15 protein-coding genes are annotated in these 18,195 nt (G+C 40.9%); 2 read left to right on the forward strand and 13 right to left on the reverse strand.

The features are described from left to right. Positions 1–2: 2 nt before the first annotated feature. From MKZ25_RS16835 to MKZ25_RS16855, 5 genes are all read right to left on the reverse strand, one after another. Entirely contained in the window at positions 3–1,166 is a 1,164-nt protein-coding gene (locus MKZ25_RS16835; RefSeq protein WP_340802472.1) for an exonuclease SbcCD subunit D, read from the reverse strand. Between the two features lie 95 nt (positions 1,167–1,261). Beyond that, positions 1,262–2,275 (reverse strand): ABC transporter ATP-binding protein, encoded by a 1,014-nt coding sequence (locus tag MKZ25_RS16840; protein WP_340802473.1) that lies wholly within the window; start codon positions 2,273–2,275, stop codon positions 1,262–1,264. Then, positions 2,247–3,284: an ABC transporter ATP-binding protein gene (locus MKZ25_RS16845; protein ID WP_340802474.1), complete on the reverse strand. Its 1,038-nt coding sequence runs from the start codon at positions 3,282–3,284 to the stop codon at positions 2,247–2,249. The genes MKZ25_RS16840 and MKZ25_RS16845 overlap by 29 nt, the downstream gene beginning before the upstream one ends. Before the next feature lie 21 nt (positions 3,285–3,305). Then, positions 3,306–4,259, reverse strand: a complete 954-nt coding sequence (locus tag MKZ25_RS16850; RefSeq protein ID WP_340802475.1) for an ABC transporter permease — start codon at positions 4,257–4,259, stop codon at positions 3,306–3,308. Between the two features lie 15 nt (positions 4,260–4,274). Then, positions 4,275–5,171 carry an ABC transporter permease gene (locus MKZ25_RS16855; protein ID WP_445326874.1) on the reverse strand — a complete coding sequence of 299 codons (897 nt, stop codon included), beginning with the start codon at positions 5,169–5,171 and terminating at the stop codon, positions 4,275–4,277. A gap of 393 nt (positions 5,172–5,564) precedes the next feature. On the opposite strand from MKZ25_RS16855, the gene MKZ25_RS16860 reads away from it, so the two are divergent. After that, complete coding sequence (locus tag MKZ25_RS16860) at positions 5,565–7,208, forward strand: glutathione ABC transporter substrate-binding protein (protein ID WP_340802476.1); 1,644 nt, start codon at positions 5,565–5,567, stop codon at positions 7,206–7,208. A gap of 50 nt (positions 7,209–7,258) precedes the next feature. Here the strand turns inward: MKZ25_RS16860 and MKZ25_RS16865 are convergent, their stop codons facing one another. The 5 genes from MKZ25_RS16865 to MKZ25_RS16885 form a co-directional block, all read right to left on the reverse strand. Continuing rightward, complete coding sequence (locus MKZ25_RS16865) at positions 7,259–8,122, reverse strand: SGNH/GDSL hydrolase family protein (RefSeq protein WP_340802477.1); 864 nt, start codon at positions 8,120–8,122, stop codon at positions 7,259–7,261. Between the two features lie 22 nt (positions 8,123–8,144). Further along, positions 8,145–9,374: an aminopeptidase gene (locus MKZ25_RS16870; protein ID WP_340802478.1), complete on the reverse strand. Its 1,230-nt coding sequence runs from the start codon at positions 9,372–9,374 to the stop codon at positions 8,145–8,147. A gap of 3 nt (positions 9,375–9,377) precedes the next feature. Further along, positions 9,378–10,610 carry a DEAD/DEAH box helicase gene (locus MKZ25_RS16875; RefSeq protein ID WP_340802479.1) on the reverse strand — a complete coding sequence of 411 codons (1,233 nt, stop codon included), beginning with the start codon at positions 10,608–10,610 and terminating at the stop codon, positions 9,378–9,380. 515 nt (positions 10,611–11,125) lie between these two features. After that, the gene (locus tag MKZ25_RS16880; RefSeq protein WP_340802480.1) at positions 11,126–12,307 is read right to left on the reverse strand and encodes an acetyl-CoA C-acetyltransferase; all 1,182 of its coding nucleotides are present in this window, start codon (positions 12,305–12,307) and stop codon (positions 11,126–11,128) included. A gap of 22 nt (positions 12,308–12,329) precedes the next feature. Next, the gene (locus MKZ25_RS16885) at positions 12,330–13,472 is read right to left on the reverse strand and encodes an acyl-CoA dehydrogenase family protein (RefSeq protein ID WP_340802481.1); all 1,143 of its coding nucleotides are present in this window, start codon (positions 13,470–13,472) and stop codon (positions 12,330–12,332) included. Between the two features lie 425 nt (positions 13,473–13,897). Here MKZ25_RS16885 and MKZ25_RS16890 point away from each other — a divergent pair, with 425 nt between their 5' ends. Then, entirely contained in the window at positions 13,898–14,473 is a 576-nt protein-coding gene (locus tag MKZ25_RS16890) for a metallophosphoesterase family protein (RefSeq protein WP_340802483.1), read from the forward strand. A 58-nt stretch (positions 14,474–14,531) separates the two neighbouring features. On the opposite strand, the gene MKZ25_RS16895 is transcribed toward MKZ25_RS16890, so the two are convergent. From MKZ25_RS16895 to MKZ25_RS16905, 3 genes are all read right to left on the reverse strand, one after another. Beyond that, on the reverse strand, positions 14,532–15,431 hold the full coding sequence (locus tag MKZ25_RS16895) for a radical SAM/SPASM domain-containing protein (protein WP_340802484.1): 900 nt from the start codon (positions 15,429–15,431) through the stop codon (positions 14,532–14,534). A gap of 365 nt (positions 15,432–15,796) precedes the next feature. Next, a complete protein-coding gene (locus tag MKZ25_RS16900; RefSeq protein ID WP_340802485.1) occupies positions 15,797–16,294 on the reverse strand; it encodes a YehS family protein in 498 nt (165 codons plus the stop codon). Positions 16,295–16,453: 159 nt separating this feature from the next. Continuing rightward, complete coding sequence (locus MKZ25_RS16905) at positions 16,454–17,941, reverse strand: class I adenylate-forming enzyme family protein (protein WP_340802486.1); 1,488 nt, start codon at positions 17,939–17,941, stop codon at positions 16,454–16,456. Positions 17,942–18,195: the final 254 nt, after the last annotated feature.

Here is an 18,195-nt window from a genome sequence, read left to right on the forward strand (position 1 = left end):
CGTTACAGCACCTCCTGTTTTTCACGTTCATTTTCGATCAACTGCTCTAATACATCCGTATAAATCTCTTTAATTTCATCACTTACAGGCTTGCCCGTCATTTCCGTGTAAAATAGTTCAAACAGCTCCGAATCATCCATTTGAACACGGTTCATTGTTGTCGCATGCTGTTCAAGCTGTTCATATACAACTGTTCGTTCAATATGCAAAGCATTTGGATAAACAGTACGGACAAGTTCGGCAGCACCCTTTACATAATGTTCATCCTGTAATTTAACAAATACATAATCATCGTTTACTTTATGCTGCAATATATCCTCTAAAACCCCCGTCACAATACGCATATCCCGTATTGGTGTGAGCATCCTTTTTTCAATTGCTACTGATCCATCTTCTTTTAAATCAACAATCAAAAATCCCTTTTTATGAGTCACTTCAGACTCCGAATACTTAAGCGGTGATCCGGAATATTGAATTTTCTCGTTTGCCACAAAGTGCGCCTGATGTAAATGCCCTAAAGCGGTATAACAGAACGGTTCAAACAACGCTGAACTGATACACTCTGTCCCGCCAATCGTCAACTTGCGTTCAGAGTCACTCGTATTCGGTTCCGGCATCCCGTCTTTAGTAATGAAGGCATGACCGATGATAATATTGCGCTTCGTATCATCCATTGTCTGCTTAATCTGTTCAACGATTTTCGCCATCGCCGCCTCATGCGATGTAATGGATTGGTCGTCAAATAGTGCCCGTACAATTGATGGCTCTGCAAAAGGAACTAAATAAAAGTGAACTTCCCCATATTCATCATGCATGATGACCGGATCGATCTGTTGTTCTAGATGTCCAACGATATGTAAACCACTCGCCTTCATAAATTCACTGCCAAAATTTAAACGTGTAGCGCTATCATGATTTCCAGCGATTGCTAAAATCGGTGTTTTTTCATCGACTAAAATTTCTTTCAATGTTTTATTTAATAGTTGGATCGCATCTGTCGGTGGTACGGACCGATCATACAAATCTCCGGCTATAATGATGACATCCGGCTTTTCTTTTCTGATTTCTTCGATAAACTGTTCAAGCACAAATTGCTGGTCTTTCGTCATCGATACACCTTGTACTATTTTTCCTAAATGCCAATCTGCTGTGTGGAAAATTTTCATGAATACCGCCTCCTATCTTATAATTATAAGTGTACATGAGGGCAAATAAAAAAACCACATCGCACGAATATTCGTTCGTACGATGCGGTCGATGCTTACTGCTTTACAGCCATTTTGCCGGCTGAAATTTCTTCCATGTAGTGGCATGCCGCCTCATGCGTATTCTTCATAATAGAAGAGGTACGTAAAACAGGTTCTTCCGTTCGGCACTTATCTGTCGCAAATGGACAGCGTGTATGGAATCGGCAGCCTTGTGGTGGATCGATTGGTGACGGTACATCACCTTTTAAAACAATACGATTTTTTACAGCATCCGGATCTGGCACGGGAATCGCAGATAATAATGCTTTCGTATAAGGATGCTGCGGGTTTTCGAACAGGCTTGTTTTATCGGCAATCTCCACAATTTTCCCTAAATACATTACGATAATACGATCCGAAATATGACGTACTACCCCTAGGTCATGCGAGATGAATAAATAAGTTAAACCGTATTCATTTTGCAGCTCTTCCAGTAAATTCAGCACTTGTGCCTGAATCGATACGTCCAGCGCAGATACTGCCTCATCACAAATGATCAGTTTTGGATCAACCGATAACGCGCGGGCAATGCCGATACGCTGACGTTGACCACCTGAGAATTCATGCGGGTAGCGGTCTGCCTGATATGGTCGTAACCCAACCGTCTCGAGCAGTTGTTCAATACGGGCACGTCGCTGATTTGGCGGCAGTACATTTTGAATATGCATCGCTTCGTTCAGCACACTTGCAACTGTCTGACGAGGATTGATCGACGCATACGGATCCTGGAAAATGATTTGCAGATCTTTCCGGAATTTACGCATTTCGCCTTTCCGAATTTTCGTAATATCGGTCCCCTGAAATACTACGGATCCATCTGTCGGCTCTTCCAGGCGTAAAATCGCCCGGCCTGTCGTAGATTTACCACAGCCTGATTCTCCCACAATGCTGACAGTCTCTCCTTCATAAATCGTAAAGGAAATATCATCTACCGCTTTTACGTGGTTGACTGTACGGCCTAAAAAACCTCCCTTAATCGGGAAATACTGTTTTAATCCCTCAACCTTTAACAGTTCTTTTTTCGCCATATAGCGTCACCTCCGATTCTCCATCCCATTCATCCGAATACATCCAACAGCGGATTTGCTCTGAACTATTGCCATCTGTATTCAGTAAATCCGGCTGCTTTTTATGGCAAAGCTCGATCGCAACCGGGCAACGTGGAGCAAAGCGGCATCCTACCGGCATTTCATGCGGGCTTGGCACCATTCCTTTAATCGGAATCAGTTTTTCCTGTTCCACATCATGACGTGGCAATGAATTAAGTAATCCTAACGTATATGGATGTTTCGGATTTTTGAATAATGAACGGACATCTGAGTATTCAACCACTTGTCCTGCATACATTACTGCCACATAATCACATGTTTCCGCTACTACACCTAAATCATGGGTAATCATAATAACAGACATGCCTAAACGGTTTTGCAGATCTTTTATCAGTTCCAAGATTTGCGCTTGTATCGTTACGTCCAGCGCTGTTGTAGGCTCATCCGCAATTAAAATTTCCGGGTCACATGCCAGTGCCATTGCAATCATTACACGTTGACGCATCCCTCCTGATAGTTCGTGAGGGTATTGCTTAACACGCTTTTCGGGAGAGGGAATACCTACAAGCTTCAGCATCTCTACCGATTGCTGCATCGCTGCTTTTTTGTCCATTTTTTTATGGATTCGGATTGTTTCACTAATCTGTTGGCCTACTGTATAAACGGGGTTTAACGATGTCATAGGCTCTTGGAAAATCATAGAGATCTGGTTCCCCCGAATATCACGCATCGCTTTTTCAGAAAGCTTCAGCAAGTCCTTCCCTTTAAAAAGAACTTCGCCACCTTTCGTTTTACCGTTTGATGCAAGTAAGCGCAGTATTGAAAGTGATGTGATACTTTTCCCGGAACCTGACTCCCCTACAATTCCGATTGTTTTACCTTTTGGAACAGTAAAGCTTACACCATCAACAGCACGTACTTCTCCAGCATCCGTGCCGAAAGAAGTTTGTAAATTATTTACGACTAAAATGTTTTCCATTTCATTCATTTGCCACACCTCTTTTCATGTTTAGTTCAAGTCAATTCGTTTATTTAGGAACTTGTAAGAAATATCAACAAGCAGGTTTACAATTACGAATAATAGTGAAATTACAAGTACAGTACCTTGGACAATCGGGAAATCCCGTTGCCTGATTGCATCAATTGTCAATCGCCCCATACCGTTAATAGCGAAAATTGTCTCAGTTAATACTGCACCGCCCAGGAAACCACCGAACTCCAGACCAATAACTGTTACAACAGGTATTAGTGCATTTTTCAGTGCGTGGCGGTAAATAACGATACGCTCTGACACACCTTTTGCACGAGCAGTACGGATATAGTCCTGACCGATTACTTCAAGCATTGATGAACGGGTCATACGAGCAATAATAGCTGCTCCGCCTGTTCCTAGTGTTACGACAGGTAAAATAATTTGGCGCCATGAATCTCCCCATCCGGAAGGGCGCATTTTTAGAAATTCCGGCAGGTCCATATCGAATGGCAGGTTCCCTAATGCAAACCATTGGATCAAGAGTAAACCTAACCAGAAGTTCGGCATTGACAGACCGAAAAGCGCGACAATCATAATCGATACATCTGTAAGCGTATAATGACGAACTGCCGAAATGATTCCGGCAATTAAACCGATAAATACAGCTAAAATTGTGGCATATACAGACACTTCCACCGTAATCCAAAAACGTGCCTGTATCTCATCCATTACCGGGCGTCCGCTGCGAATAGAGTTTCCTAAATCACCTTGCAGTGCATTTCCTAAAAACCGGCCGTACTGCACATATGGCGGATCATTAAGACCCAATTTTTCCCGTAAATTGTCTACCGTTTGTTGAGATGCACCTTCTCCTGCCATTACTTGGGCAGGGTCTCCAGGAATTAGGAACATCAATGAAAATACTAAAATTGAAACCCCAAACAAGACGGGAATCGTTTGTAATAAACGACGAATGATATATTTAGTCATTTACTGTTCCACCTCCTATTGTTTCATCTTCGGATCAAGTGCATCACGTAACCCGTCACCAAAAATGTTAAATGCCAAAACTACAATTACAATCATCATTCCAGGAATTAATACCATATGGCCCGCACTATGCATAAACGCACGTCCATCACTTAACATTGCACCCCATTCCGCTGCTGGCGGCTTTGCACCTAAACCAAGGAACGCCAAACCGGAAGCAGTCAATATTGCTGTTGCAACACGCATCGTTGCCTGAACAATAATAGGCGACAAAATGTTCGGTAAAATATGTTTAAAGATGATGCGGATATCCGATGCACCGAGTGCTTTAACTGCATCAATGTACTCGAGCTTTTTCACTTGTAAGGTCGATCCACGAACAATACGTGCGAATGCTGGTATCGAGAATATCCCTACCGCAATAATTACGTTTATTAAACTGCCCCCTAATACTGATACAATCGCAAGCGCCAGTAAAATACCAGGAAATGCCAATAAAATATCCATCAGACGCATCGTAATTGTATCTATTGCCCCTCCATAGTAACCAGCTACAATTCCTATTACAACTCCGATAATTCCGCCAATAAATACGGATAAAAATCCTACAGTTAACGTAAGCTTTGTTCCGTTAACAATACGGGAGAAAATGTCCCGGCCAAAGTTATCAGTACCAAACCAATGTTCTTTTGAAGGTGGCTGTAATTTGTTTAAAATATTTTGAGCATTTGGATCTGTCTTTACTACAAATGGCCCTAGTATACCTACTAAAATGATGAAAATAATAATAATTCCACCAACTACAGCCGCTTTGTTTTTCAATAAACGCTTCATGACTGTCATAAAAGCTTCTGCCCGGGGATTGCTTTTTCTCACAGTAGAAGGATTTTGCTCTGTTTGTGTTGTGTTCAATCTAATTCACCCTTTCAAATTTTTTTTCCTTCCTACAACAATATTAAATTTGTATAAGCATTAGTATATAGAGTGAAATCTGAACATTTCAACATAATATTTTTTTACTAAAATTCAGAATATTTTAATATTTTTATGTTTTTTAGTTCGAAAGTTATACTCAGATAATATACTTTTATTTGGAAATATAGTTAAAAACTTGATTCCGTTATATTATTATCATTTTTCTGAATATAACAACATTATAATAAGATACTATAAAATACATAATTTTTCTACTTAAAAAAGTTTTTTTCTTTTTTGTATTTGATGCTATGGAATCATGTGCTATTCTATTAACAGAAATTACATTTTTGTAATATTCTAAAATTACTTATTGGGGGGACTTCCAACATGTCATTTTCTAAAAAGTCGCTATGGATGCTACTTCTTACATTTACACTTGCACTTGTGCTAGCTGCATGTGCTGGTGGAGATGATTCAGAAGACACATCAACAGATAGCGGAGACACTGGAACTGAAACAAATACTGACTCTGGTAATACCGAGGAAGCTGCGGCTGGCGGCGACTTAATTATCGCCGAGTTATCTGATGCAAGCTCATTGGATCCACATGGTTCAAATGACGTACCATCATCTAACGTACAATCAAACCTTTATGAAACATTAGTAAACCGTAATGCAGACGGTGAATTAGTACCTGGTCTAGCAGAATCTTGGACTCAAGTAGACGATGTAACTTGGGAATTCAAGCTTAAACAAGGTGTTACTTTCCATGACGGTGAAGAATTTAATGCAGAAGCAGTAAAGGCATCATTCGACCGTTTATTAGATCCAGAAGTTGCATCTCCACGTGCTTTCTTATTTGAGATGGTAACAGAAATTAAAGTAGTAGATGAATCTACTGTTCAATTTGTAACTGAATACCCATTCTCACCATTACTTGCTCACTTAACGCACAATGGTGGTAGTATTATTTCACCTAAATCTATTGAAGAAGATTATGCTGCACTGAAAGCTGATTCATCACTTAAAGCTGGCACTGTAATCGGTACAAATCCGGTTGGTACTGGTCCATTCAAATTTGAAAGCTGGACTCCAGGTACTGAAATTAAATTAGTTAAATTTGAAGAATACGCTGGCACTCCAGCAAACATTGATTCTGTAACATTCAAAGTAGTACCTGAAAGCGCTACTCGTGTTGCGGAATTACAATCAGGTTATGCACACATTATCGGTGCAGTTGAGCCTGGTCAAGTAGCAAATGTTAATAGTTTTGAGGGCGCTTCTGTATTAGAAACAGCTTCTTCATCTTTAACATACCTTGGTTTCAACACTGAAAAGGAACCTTTCAATGATCCAAAAGTACGTCAGGCAATTTCTAAAGCAATCGATCGTCCGACATTAATCGAAGGTATTTATGAAGGCTTTGGTATTCCTGCTATCTCACCATTAGCTCCTGGTATTTTCGGATACACAGAAGATGTAACTTCGATGGCATACAACATGGATGAAGCGAAAGCATTACTTGAAGAAGCAGGTTATGCGGACGGCTTTAAAACAACAATCTGGACAAATGACAACCCGGCTCGTCAACAAGTTGCAATTGTTTTACAAGAGAACCTGAAAAAATTAAACATTGAAGCTGAAATCGAAGTAATGGAATTCGGCTCATACTTGGAAAAAACAGCTGCCGGCGAGCACGATATGTTCATCTTAGGCTGGTCTAACCCAACTGGTGATGCGGACTACGGTCTATATGCATTATTCCACTCTTCACAACATGGTGACCCAGGTAACCGTTCATTCTACACAAGTGAAAAAGTAGATGAACTATTAGAAAAAGGTCGTCGTGAAGCTGATTCATCTGCACGTGAAGCAATCTACAAAGAAGCATTACAACTGATTTCAGACGAGTCGCCAATGGCATTCGTATTACACCCATATACTTTAACTGGTGTATCTGATAAAGTTTCCGGCTTCAATGTTGGTACTGACAGCATCTATCAATTACGTGACGTTAAAATTAGCGAGTAATTGAACACAAAAAAGCATTCCTACAAGAAATTCTTGATGGAATGCTTTTTTTATACAAATATCGGTACTGGTTGATCCAGTCTGTGCAGTGCGATATTTGGTACTTCTACTACATCTGACTCCCTTTGCAGCTGCAGTATTTCTTCAAATGTTTTCGGGTTTGGGGCCGGCATTGCATCGATCGGCAGGATAAGTGCCTCATTGCCGCTGTAACTTTTCAGCATTTCATTCGCCATAATACGGTACCCGAGCTGGTTTGGATGCACATCCGCCACATTCGGCAAATATGTTGTGCGCTGCTGTTCAAATGTTTCATAAACATCCACAAATATATGGTCTGCTGCTTCAGTTTCCTGCTTCAGTATCGCATTTAAAAGCTGTACCGCCTCTACCGCTCCATCTGCCTGTTCTTTATGAACACTTACATAGGGGAAATAATAGCCAAGTACATAAACTGTCGCTTTCGGTGCCTTTTCATTTATTAGCGAAAGCAGCTCTCCCATCTGGACACGCACTTCATTTAATGCGAAATTGGCGTTAAGCTGACTAAAAGCGAGTGTTCCCTGTTGCGGGTTATGTGTAATGAGCGGGAGTAGATTATTCGCTCCTGCTGATAGAGTAATCAGTGTTGCTTCACTCAGTAATGGTGCAGCTTTTTCAGACTGAACGGTTTCAATCACATTTCCTACACGATAACCCGGGAAAGTAAGCTCTTTTGAAAAATGTGCGAGCTTGCCATGGCGCTCCAGCTGTAAAGCAATGTAATCCGTATACCCAGCATCAATTTGACTGTAAGGTGTTTGCCCTGCTGCCAAAGAGTCACCAAGGGCAACATAAACTTCCCGTTCGCTTGCTAATGCTGCCACCGGAAAGAGGGCAATGCAAAAAATAAAAACAGCTATTATTTTTCGCATTATTTCACCCCCGCTTCTATTGTTAGAATGCCCAATTACCTTTTCTGAAAATCGGTTCTGTTGTGCCATTTGCCAGGATCCCGTCAATATCCATTTCCGCACTGCCGATCATGAAATCCTCATGTGTGATCGACGTATTAATGCCCAGTGCTTCCAGTTGGCCCTTTTCAAGTTCCTTGCCGCCTTCATAGCACGTCGGATATGCTTCTCCGATTGCTAAATGGTTAGAGGCATTTTCATCGAATAATGTGTTGTAATATAAAATATTTGATGAAGATATAGGTGACTTATGCGGCACTAATGCCACTTCCCCCAAATATGAAGACCCTTCATCAGATGCAACTAACTGCTGTAATAAGTCCTGACCTACTTTTGCCTCAATGTTAACAATCTTACCTTTTTCAAACGTCAGCTTGAATTCATCGATAATATTCCCTTTATAAACGAGCGGTTTTGTATTGGATACATAACCGTTTACACTATATTTTGCTGGTAGCGTAAATACTTCTTCAGTCGGCATATTCGCAATGAATGTCGTGCCATCAGGCGCCTCGCTGCTTCCGCTTTTCCATAAATGTTTGTCCGGAAGTTCAATCGTCAAGTCTGTGCCAGGTGCCGTGTAGTGAAGCTTCGCATATTTTTTCTTATTCAGCTGATCGGCGCGTGCGTGTAGGTTTTCAATATGAGTTTGCCAGTTTGCTACTGCATCCCCTTCACCGATACGTACTGTTTTGAAAATAGCATCCCACAATGCTGGAACCTGCTCCTGTTCCGGTAAATCAGGGAATACTTTTGCCGCCCATTTCGGCGAAGGAACAGCAATAATTGACCATGCAATATCATCATTCATCACAGCCTTACGGTAATTAACTAATGCTGCACCGGCTGCTTTTTGCTGTGCTCCGATTTTTTCTGAATCAATACCTGCTAGTAAATCAGGATTTTCCGCATCGATCCAAAGAAGTGCACCTTTACGTTCAATTAACTCTTCACGTTGTGCGACAACCCATTTCGGGAAATTAGCTGTTTCTTCCACCGTAACATTCTCATAGTAAGCTCGCTCAAAGCTGGCATCAGTCAAGTTTACATGAACACGGCTTGCCCCTGCTTCATATGCCTTTTTAACAACAATACGTGTAAAGTCCAGCGTATCCGTAGATGTATTGATTAATAAATATTGCCCTTTTTGAATATTTACTCCGATTCGGACGGCTAAATCTGCAAATTGCTCTAACTTCTCTTGGAATGTCATGAATTATTTCTCCTTTTTCTTACTGAAAGTCATGCCTTTTTTATTGGACTTCGTTTGGTATGTTTTTTTCTCCGTTGCTTTGTTCGCTGCAGGTGCCGCTTTTGAAGCTACTGTCTTTGCATTCCCCTCGACAAGCTGTCCTTGAGTCCATACTTTTTGAACACCTTTAAAGGAAAGATCGCGCAACCATTTTTTGAATGTCTTTTCATCTTTATACGATAATAATGTCAGAACTTCTCCGTCTGCACCCGCACGTCCTGTACGTCCTGAACGGTGTGTATACTGCTCGATCGTTCTTGGTACATCAACATGAATAACATGTGTTAAACCTGAAATATCTAAACCTCGTGCTGCAATATCCGTCGCAATTAAAATGCGTGCTTCTCCTTTACGGAATGCATCCAGCGCTTTTTTACGCTCATCTTTTTTCATATCCGAGTGAAGTGCTACAATCGGTGCATCACGGTATTCCAGTTTGTTCTGTTTCATTAGTACTTGATCGATGTTATTAACAAATGCCAATCCGCGCAATCCTTCAATGTTAGCGAGACGACGAAGCATATCTGTTTTGTCCCGCTCGTCCACTTTCACAAATGAATGGACGACTTTACCGAATTTCACCATATCTTCCGGTTTGATTTCGATGCTGATCGGTTCGAACATTAATCGTTCTGCTACTAGTTTGATCTCTTCTGTAATCGTAGCCGACACGACAACAACCTGACGGCCGAATGCAGCATTTTCGATAAATGATTTTACGACAACACGGTACTCTCGGCTAAGGAGCTGATCGCATTCATCCAAGACAATTGTTTCGATTTCTTTAAGTTTTAATTTACCTTGGCGTGCCAATTCATTTAGACGACCTGGTGTTCCGACAACAATCGTTGGCTTTTTCTTTAATTTTTCGATTTGGCGTGCCGAGTTCGCTCCGCCGATTAATTGCTGCACAGTGATGTCTGTTCCTGCTGTCCAATCACGGATTACTTCAACGATCTGCATCGCAAGTTCTTGTGAAGGTGCGACGATTAATGCCTGAGTTTGTTTCTTGTTACCGTCTACTTTATTTAAAATCGGTAATGTATAGGCCAGTGTCTTCCCTGAACCTGTCGGTGATTCCGCTACGACATCTTTTCCCTCAATCATCGCCGGTATCATTTCCTCTTGTATTTTCATTGTTGTTTCAAACGACCATTTATTTTGAAGTGTTTCGTTTAATAAGCTAATTGCTGACATATTGTTTTACCACCTTTTATTCGTTGGCTTTAGTGTACCATATTCGGTTATTAATGCGGAAATTTGGCAGGAAATCAGTTTGTGTTTTACAGACAAAAAGGGAGGTTATGTGTCAATTGAAAAATGGGGTGTGGAAGTTGGGGGTTTTCCAATAAATTTATAAATCATCTAATATATTCTAATTTATTCTAATAAAATTGCGATTTTCTAATATATCCGGCCGATGTGCTAATATCGGATCGCTTTGTTCTAATATCATATTGCCTTTATCTAATAAAGCTTGGACATTTTCTAATATCCCACAGCAATGTTCTAATAAAAGTTAAACCGTATGCTTTTCCGTACGATTTGAACTCAAAAACTCTCCCATGTACATAAGTGTCAACCGAAGTTCTAATAACCTCTCCTTTCTTCTAATATTCCCTTCATTTCTTCTAATAACCCTCCCCATTGTTCTAATAAAGAACCCACAACAAAAAAGCATGCCGGAAACTAATTTCCAGCACGCCTCGTTTTTACACTCTTTCGATAATTACAGCAATCCCTTGTCCGCCACCGATGCAAAGGCTGGCAACCGCATACTTTCCGTTGCGTCGTTGCAGTTCATATGCTGCGGATAAGATAATTCTCGTCCCACTTGCACCGACCGGGTGACCGAGGGCAATTGCACCACCGTTAACATTCGTTTTTTCACGGTCCAGGCCAAGTTCCTTTTCCACCGCGATATATTGGGCTGCAAATGCTTCATTAATTTCAACTAAATCCATGTCTGCAATTGTTAAATTCGCACGCTCCAATGCTTGGCGAATTGCCGGAGCCGGGCCGATTCCCATGATAGTCGGGTCTACACCAGCTATTCCCCATGATACAATGCGAGCTAACGGCTTTAGTCCTTGTCCGTTTACAAAATCTTCACTTGCCACAACAACCGATGCTGCCCCGTCATTGATGCCGGAAGCGTTCGCGGCTGTAACTGATCCGTCCTTTTTGAATGCCGGGCGTAATTTTGCCAAGCTTTCCATTGTACCGCCTTCTTTAATATGTTCATCCTGATCTATTAAAATCTCGCCTTTTCTAGTAGGAACAGCAACCGGCACAATTTCTTTTGCAAATGTGCCGTCCCGGCGCGCTTTTGCCGCACGTTCATTAGAAAGAAGTGCGAATGCATCTTGTTCTTCTCGAGAAATCGTATATTGTTCAGCAAGTTTTTCTGCCGTCAAGCCCATCCCTGAACCTGTATACTGGTCAGTTAATGTCGCTTGAAGCATATCTGTAAACTCCAAGTTGCCCAGTTTTGATCCGCTGAAACGTTGTTCAAAATTCGAATACGGCGATTGGGACATATTTTCCGCTCCTCCGGCGAGTACAACTTCACCTTCACTTAGCTGAATCATCTGAGCCGCCGATACGACCGATTGCATACCCGATCCGCAAAGGCGGTTTAACGTTAATGCCGGAACTTCTTTTGGTACGCCTGCATAAAGACCGATATGACGGGCTAAATATGCCGAGTTTGCTCCTGTTGTAATTACACCCCCGTAAATTACATGGTCGACTTGCTCAGGTTGTACATTTGCACGCTTTAACGCTTCCACTGCAGTTTTTGTACCAAGCTGTACTGCATCTATTGTTGCAAAAGAACCTCCAAAAGCTGTAAATGCTGTACGTGCTCCGTCTACGATATATACATTTTTCATCATTCTATCCCCTTTATAAGTCCTATTTTATAATTTGCTTTGCGATGATCCCCTTCATGATTTCGGTCGTACCCGCGTAAATCGCGGCTACCGGAATATCCCGGTATCGTCTTGCGATTTCATATTCCTCCATATAACCGTAACCGCCGTGCAGCTGCAGACAGTCTGCTACGACACGCTTGGCCATTTCACTGATCCACCATTTGGCCATCGAAACTTCTTTCACAATTTCTTGTCCTTCAATATGTTTCGCAATTAAACTATCGACATATGTACGGCCAAGGTCAATTTCAGTAGCTATTTCCGCTAACTTGAATTGAGTATTTTGGAAATCGGCGATGCGGCTGCCGAATGCTTTTCGTTCTTTTACATAGTCTACTGTCAGTTTTAAACAGCATTCAGCCTCGATTTGTGTTTCCAGTGCAACAATAAGTCGTTCCTGCTGCAGTTTTTCCATTAAATAATAGAAGCCCCGGTTTTCTTCCCCTAATAAGTTGTCTGCTGGTACGCGTACATCTTCAAAAATAAGCTCTCCTGTATCTGCACTATGCATCCCGATTTTATCGAGTTTTTTCCCGCGCTTAAAACCAGGTGTACCACTTTCCACAATAAGCAGACTAACCCCTTTGTAGGCAGGACTTGCCTGCGGATCTGTTTTACAAACGACCACCACATAATCTGCATGAATGCCATTCGTAATAAACGTTTTTTCACCATTTAATATAAAAAAATCGCCGTCTTTTTTCGCTGTCGTTTGAATGCCTGCGAGATCAGATCCTGCACCCGGTTCCGTCATAGCAATCGCTGAAATGTACTCCCCTGTAACACTTTTAGGAAGCCATTTTTCCTTTTGTGCAGTTGTCCCGTACGCTTCAATATAAGGTGTCACGATATCGGAATGAAGTGAGATCCCGCTAGCTAACCCTGCGCCAACACGCTCAAGTTCCTCCGTTAATATAGCAGAATAGCCAAAATCCAGCGCAAGCCCTCCATACTCTTCACTCACCATTGGACATAAAAAACCATTCTCCCCAAGCTTCAGCCAAAAATCACGTGGTATATCCCGATCCTTTTCCCATTGTTCAAAATAAGGATATGCCTCTTTATCCAGCATTCTGCGTAAAGATTTTCTAAACATCTCATGCTCTTCTGTATAAATGCCCATTTCCCCGCCCCCTTTGTTTTTTCTGAATATTATTACACTTTAATATTAACAGGCACAAAAAATGGAAACAATGGTTTTATAAGAAATATTATTGCGCTATACAGAAATTTTCGCGAAAAACAAAAAAGAGTCGCCATAATCATTCATGACATCTCCTGATATTAACTATTGTTTAAAAGTAAAATAGCTTTTCTCGTATGGCCCTTTTCAAACCGGCCCCACGGTGGATTTTACGAAAATATTTTCTTTATATTTATCTAGCACAATCCTGCTAACAAAAGAACTTCATAAAAAACCTATATTACTAGCCGGCAGTATTGCCTTTTTATTCCCTGAAAATAAAAGGAAATAAATGTTTTATTTTATCGATAAATTGACTATTGCTATAATATTGTAGAAATCCAATTATACGGTGGTGATTTATTATGAAATATGCAATATTGAGCGACTTACATTCGCACTATAAAAATACAAAAAAGGTCTTAAGCCATATCCAGCAAGTGGCTCCCAATGCAGAGATTATTGGCTTAGGGGATTTATTCGAGTGTAAAATCGGCAAGAAAAAGGCGAAGTTAATTCGTAATGCAAAGTTAAGGGATGCGGCGATCATTGATGATAAGTTTATGAGCCTCTTAACATTCCCTTCAATTATCGGCAACCAGGAAGAACGTATTGCGCTTGTAACAGGCGACAATCGTTTTCTGCAATACGAGAATGCACTTGTAATTGAACATGCCACTTTAATTCATGGACATCAAATAGAGTGGGATAAAACATTCAACCCTACCTTCCCCAGTATTCAAACGCCATTGCTGTTTTTTGGACATAGTCATGAAGCAGCGATTTATAAAGATGGGCTGCGACAACCTGTGCCTTACGACATCCCTCTGGCTGTTGGAAATAAACAATATCAGATTAATGTAGGTCCTGTCGTAGATAACAAAGAATGGTGTTTATATGACAGCAAGGAAATGACGGTTACATTTATGCAGGCTCAATAGGAAAAGGCTGCCCTGGAGTAGATTCAGGACAGCCTTTTTTATCTTTCAATATAGCGGACTATAAAACATCCGGCAGCTCGGAATCCATGCCAAACTTTTGGCGGAAACCGCATTTTTTGCAAAGTTCTTCAATAGCTTCACGACGAGAAAATCCATCTACTAAGTTTTGTGCACGGTCAGTAGTAATAATGTCGCCGAACTTCTGGTCGTGGACATTTCCTAAATTAATGACACCCTCGCCATCCAAACAGCAAGGTACAACAGAGCCATCTACTAAAATGGCTGCATGTGTACGCAATGCATGACAGAAACCTTTGCCTTCATCCGCTTTTTCAAGCAGGCTCGGCCAGCGGAATTCATGATCTTGGTTCAAATAGATGTTTTTTGCGATTTTTACTCCTGAGCCCATTTCTACCCGCTCTTGAATTTCATAGTCCAGCTCATACTCTTTTTCCAGAATTTCAAGTGTTTCACGGTTTCTGCGGTTTGCCAGCTCGGAAATATTATTACGCTGTAAATTCCATAGGCGGTAAGAAATAATGACATTATGTTTTCGTACATCCCGTACAAATTCCAAAATATCGCCTAAGTACTTTTCACGGTTTTCAGAACCTTCATGTCCATCAAAACTATGAAGCGAAAAATTTATTTGTCTGAGTGCAGGCTTGCCCAGAAGCTTTTCACGGTTCTTTTTAATTAATGTCCCATTTGTCGTAATATTGACTTTAAAGCCTTTTTCATGTGCAATATCGAGTAACTGCCCGATGCGAGGATGCAATAAAGGCTCCCCTTTTACATGTAGGTATATATATTTTGTATAGCCGCTAATTTCATCTAAAATATGAGCAAATTGCTCTACCTTTATTAATCCTTTTGCTCGCTCTGTAGGTGGACAAAAGCTGCATGCTAAATTACATACACTTGTAATTTCGATATACACTTTCTTAAAAGTTTTCAACGCTCGTTCACCATTCCTTTTTTTATCCTAAACAATACTACTCATTGTAACAAATTTCTTATGTAAAAAGGAAGCTGTCTGTTTGGCTTAATATAATGCAAATAAAAAACCGAGGCTGGACATAAACCAAAAACACCATTTTTCTCCCTGAGAAAAATGGTGTTTTTTCGCTGTATCTAAAAATTGATTTCCATTCCGGGACGCTTTCCGCGGGCACGGCCTTACACGAACGTCTCAGGCGTCGTGCTATTCCCGCTGGAGTCGCCCTCCATTCCAATCAATTTTATAAAATATCCATTTCATAATAAGAGTTATTTCCTTATTGTATGAAATTTCTACTTATGTCCCAGCCGCAGTTCGTGTTTTTATCCGCGGTACCTTACAGAAAGGCCTTTTAGGAATTTACGGGCAAAGTTATCGCCGCATTCTTTGTAATTACGGTGTCCCGGTTTACGCATAATAGCACCAAGCTCGCCTTTTGATACGGCAATACCGCCGTCATCGAGTACATCCAGCATCTCTTCTGTCGTCAGCTGGCACGCCACTTTCAGCTTTTTCAGCATCATATTGTTCACATGGTCGGGCTTTTCCTGCACTGGCGCCGGCTGTCCTTCTTTTTTCGGCATCGGCCCACGCTTATACGTAATCAGCCCATTGAAAAATGCTTCCAAGTTTTTATGATTCACTTTCATCTGATCATAATCAGCTGGTGCTTCCTCATCCTTTTCCAAAGACTTCGTTAAAATTTTCGGCATATCCTCCGGGGTAACAGTAACGCCACCTAATTTAAAAATTTCGATCATTTCTCTATTTTTCAAATCCATTGCGTAACGTACACGGATTAAAATATCATTATTATCCATAATTGCCTCCATCATGTTTTGCTTACGCCTATTATACCAGACGACAGGGCAGGTTTGTTAGCTGGACTCTTTAAGGACTCGTTTTTATAAAGGATAGGAGAATGCTTCTTATTTTAATCATGAAAAAAAGCCTCGACAAAAAATCGAGGCTACCATATTTTAAATCGTCTGTTTTGGTCTTAACGTATGCTTCAGTACTTTACCTGATGCATTACGAGGCAGTTGACCGATAAAATCGACTTCAAACGGAACTTTATACTTTGCAAGCTGTGTCATGCAATAGTCCAGCACATCCTGCTCCATTAGTTGTTGGCCTTCTTTTAATACAACAAATGCCTTTGGAACTTCACCATAAACTTCATGAGGCACCCCTACGACAGCAGCCTCTAAAATTTGAGGCATTTGGTAAAGTACTTCTTCCACTTCAATCGGGTAAATATTTTCCCCGCCGCGAATAATCATATCCTTTTTGCGGTCTACAATATATAAATAGCCTTCCTCGTCAAAACGGCCTAAATCTCCTGTGTACAACCATCCGTCTTGAATCGACTTTGCTGTTTCTTCCGGTGCGCGCAAATATCCCTTCATTACTTGAGGACCTTTCACGCAAATTTCACCAACCTCCCCTAATGGTACAACTTCACCATTAGCATCACGCAGCTGAATTTCCGTCCGTGCTAACGGTTTGCCTACTGAACCGATTTTAAATAGTGCAGCATCATCCAGCAATGAACTCGCTGCAGGTGAATTTTCCGTTTGCCCGTACAAATTCTGTACTTTTACTTTCGGGAATGTATCCTTCAGACGCTTAACAAGCTCATATGGCATCGGTGCAGCTCCATAGCAGAATAGGCGCAGTTGACTAAAATCATAGGACTGCAGCTCAGGTTTGTTCAATAAAATCGTATACATTGCCGGCACACCAAAGAAAATGGTTGCCTTTGTTCCAACTAGATTTTTCAATGTCTGATCTGGTGAAAACGCCTCTTCTATAAGAACTGCTCCACCTTTATAAATTGTCGGCACCGCAAACACATGGCTGCCTGCACAGTGGAACAATGGAGTACAAATAAACATGCGGTCCTCATTCGTCATATTCATCGAATCAGACCAGATTTGCGCTGTCTCCAAAATATTCCGGTGACTGAGCATAACCCCTTTTGGTTTTCCTGTAGTTCCGGATGTATACATGACAACAGACGTATCCTCAGGCTCCAACTGCGGCAATTCCGGGGAAGCGCTACCCCCCTTAATAATTTCTTTGATTTGTGAAAGCGACAGGATTTCCTGAAAACCATGTGTCGTAAGGTCAATCGTCGCTTGCAATTTTTCATCATAAACTAAAATTTTTGCTTCTGAATGTTTAAATATAAAATCCACTTCAGGAGGAGCCAGCTTTGTATTTACAGGCATTACGGTTAAGCCTGCGAGCTGCACACCATAATAAACAGCCATAAACAAATGGGAGTTGAGCGCAAACTCTGCTACAATATCATCTTTTTGAAAACCTTTTTCGATCAGATAACCGGCAATTTTCCGCGAGTTATTCAGAAGTTCTTCGTAGGACCATACTTCATTTTCAAATTGAATAGCCGTTGCATTTGGTGTCTCCAGAGCTTGGTCAACTAATGCCTGTAAAACTGTCATTTAAAATCCCCCTTAGTATATAAATATCTCAATATTCTAAATTTTAACAATTTTAAGCTGCTTAATGCAATATTTTCTGTCTGTTTATTTTTTTTAGCAACTCACAAAAATTTTAGTATTTGCGAATGGTATGTATTTATTTTGGATAAGCTAGTTGTCAAATAAAGCTAATTGATCCATTTTATTTGAACATAAAAACATTCAGAGTGGACAAATTAATGATGAAGTTTGAAAAGGAAAGTAATCACACGCCT

It is taken from the genome of Solibacillus sp. FSL W7-1464, from assembly GCF_038004425.1.
GTDB lineage: Bacteria > Bacillota > Bacilli > Bacillales_A > Planococcaceae > Solibacillus.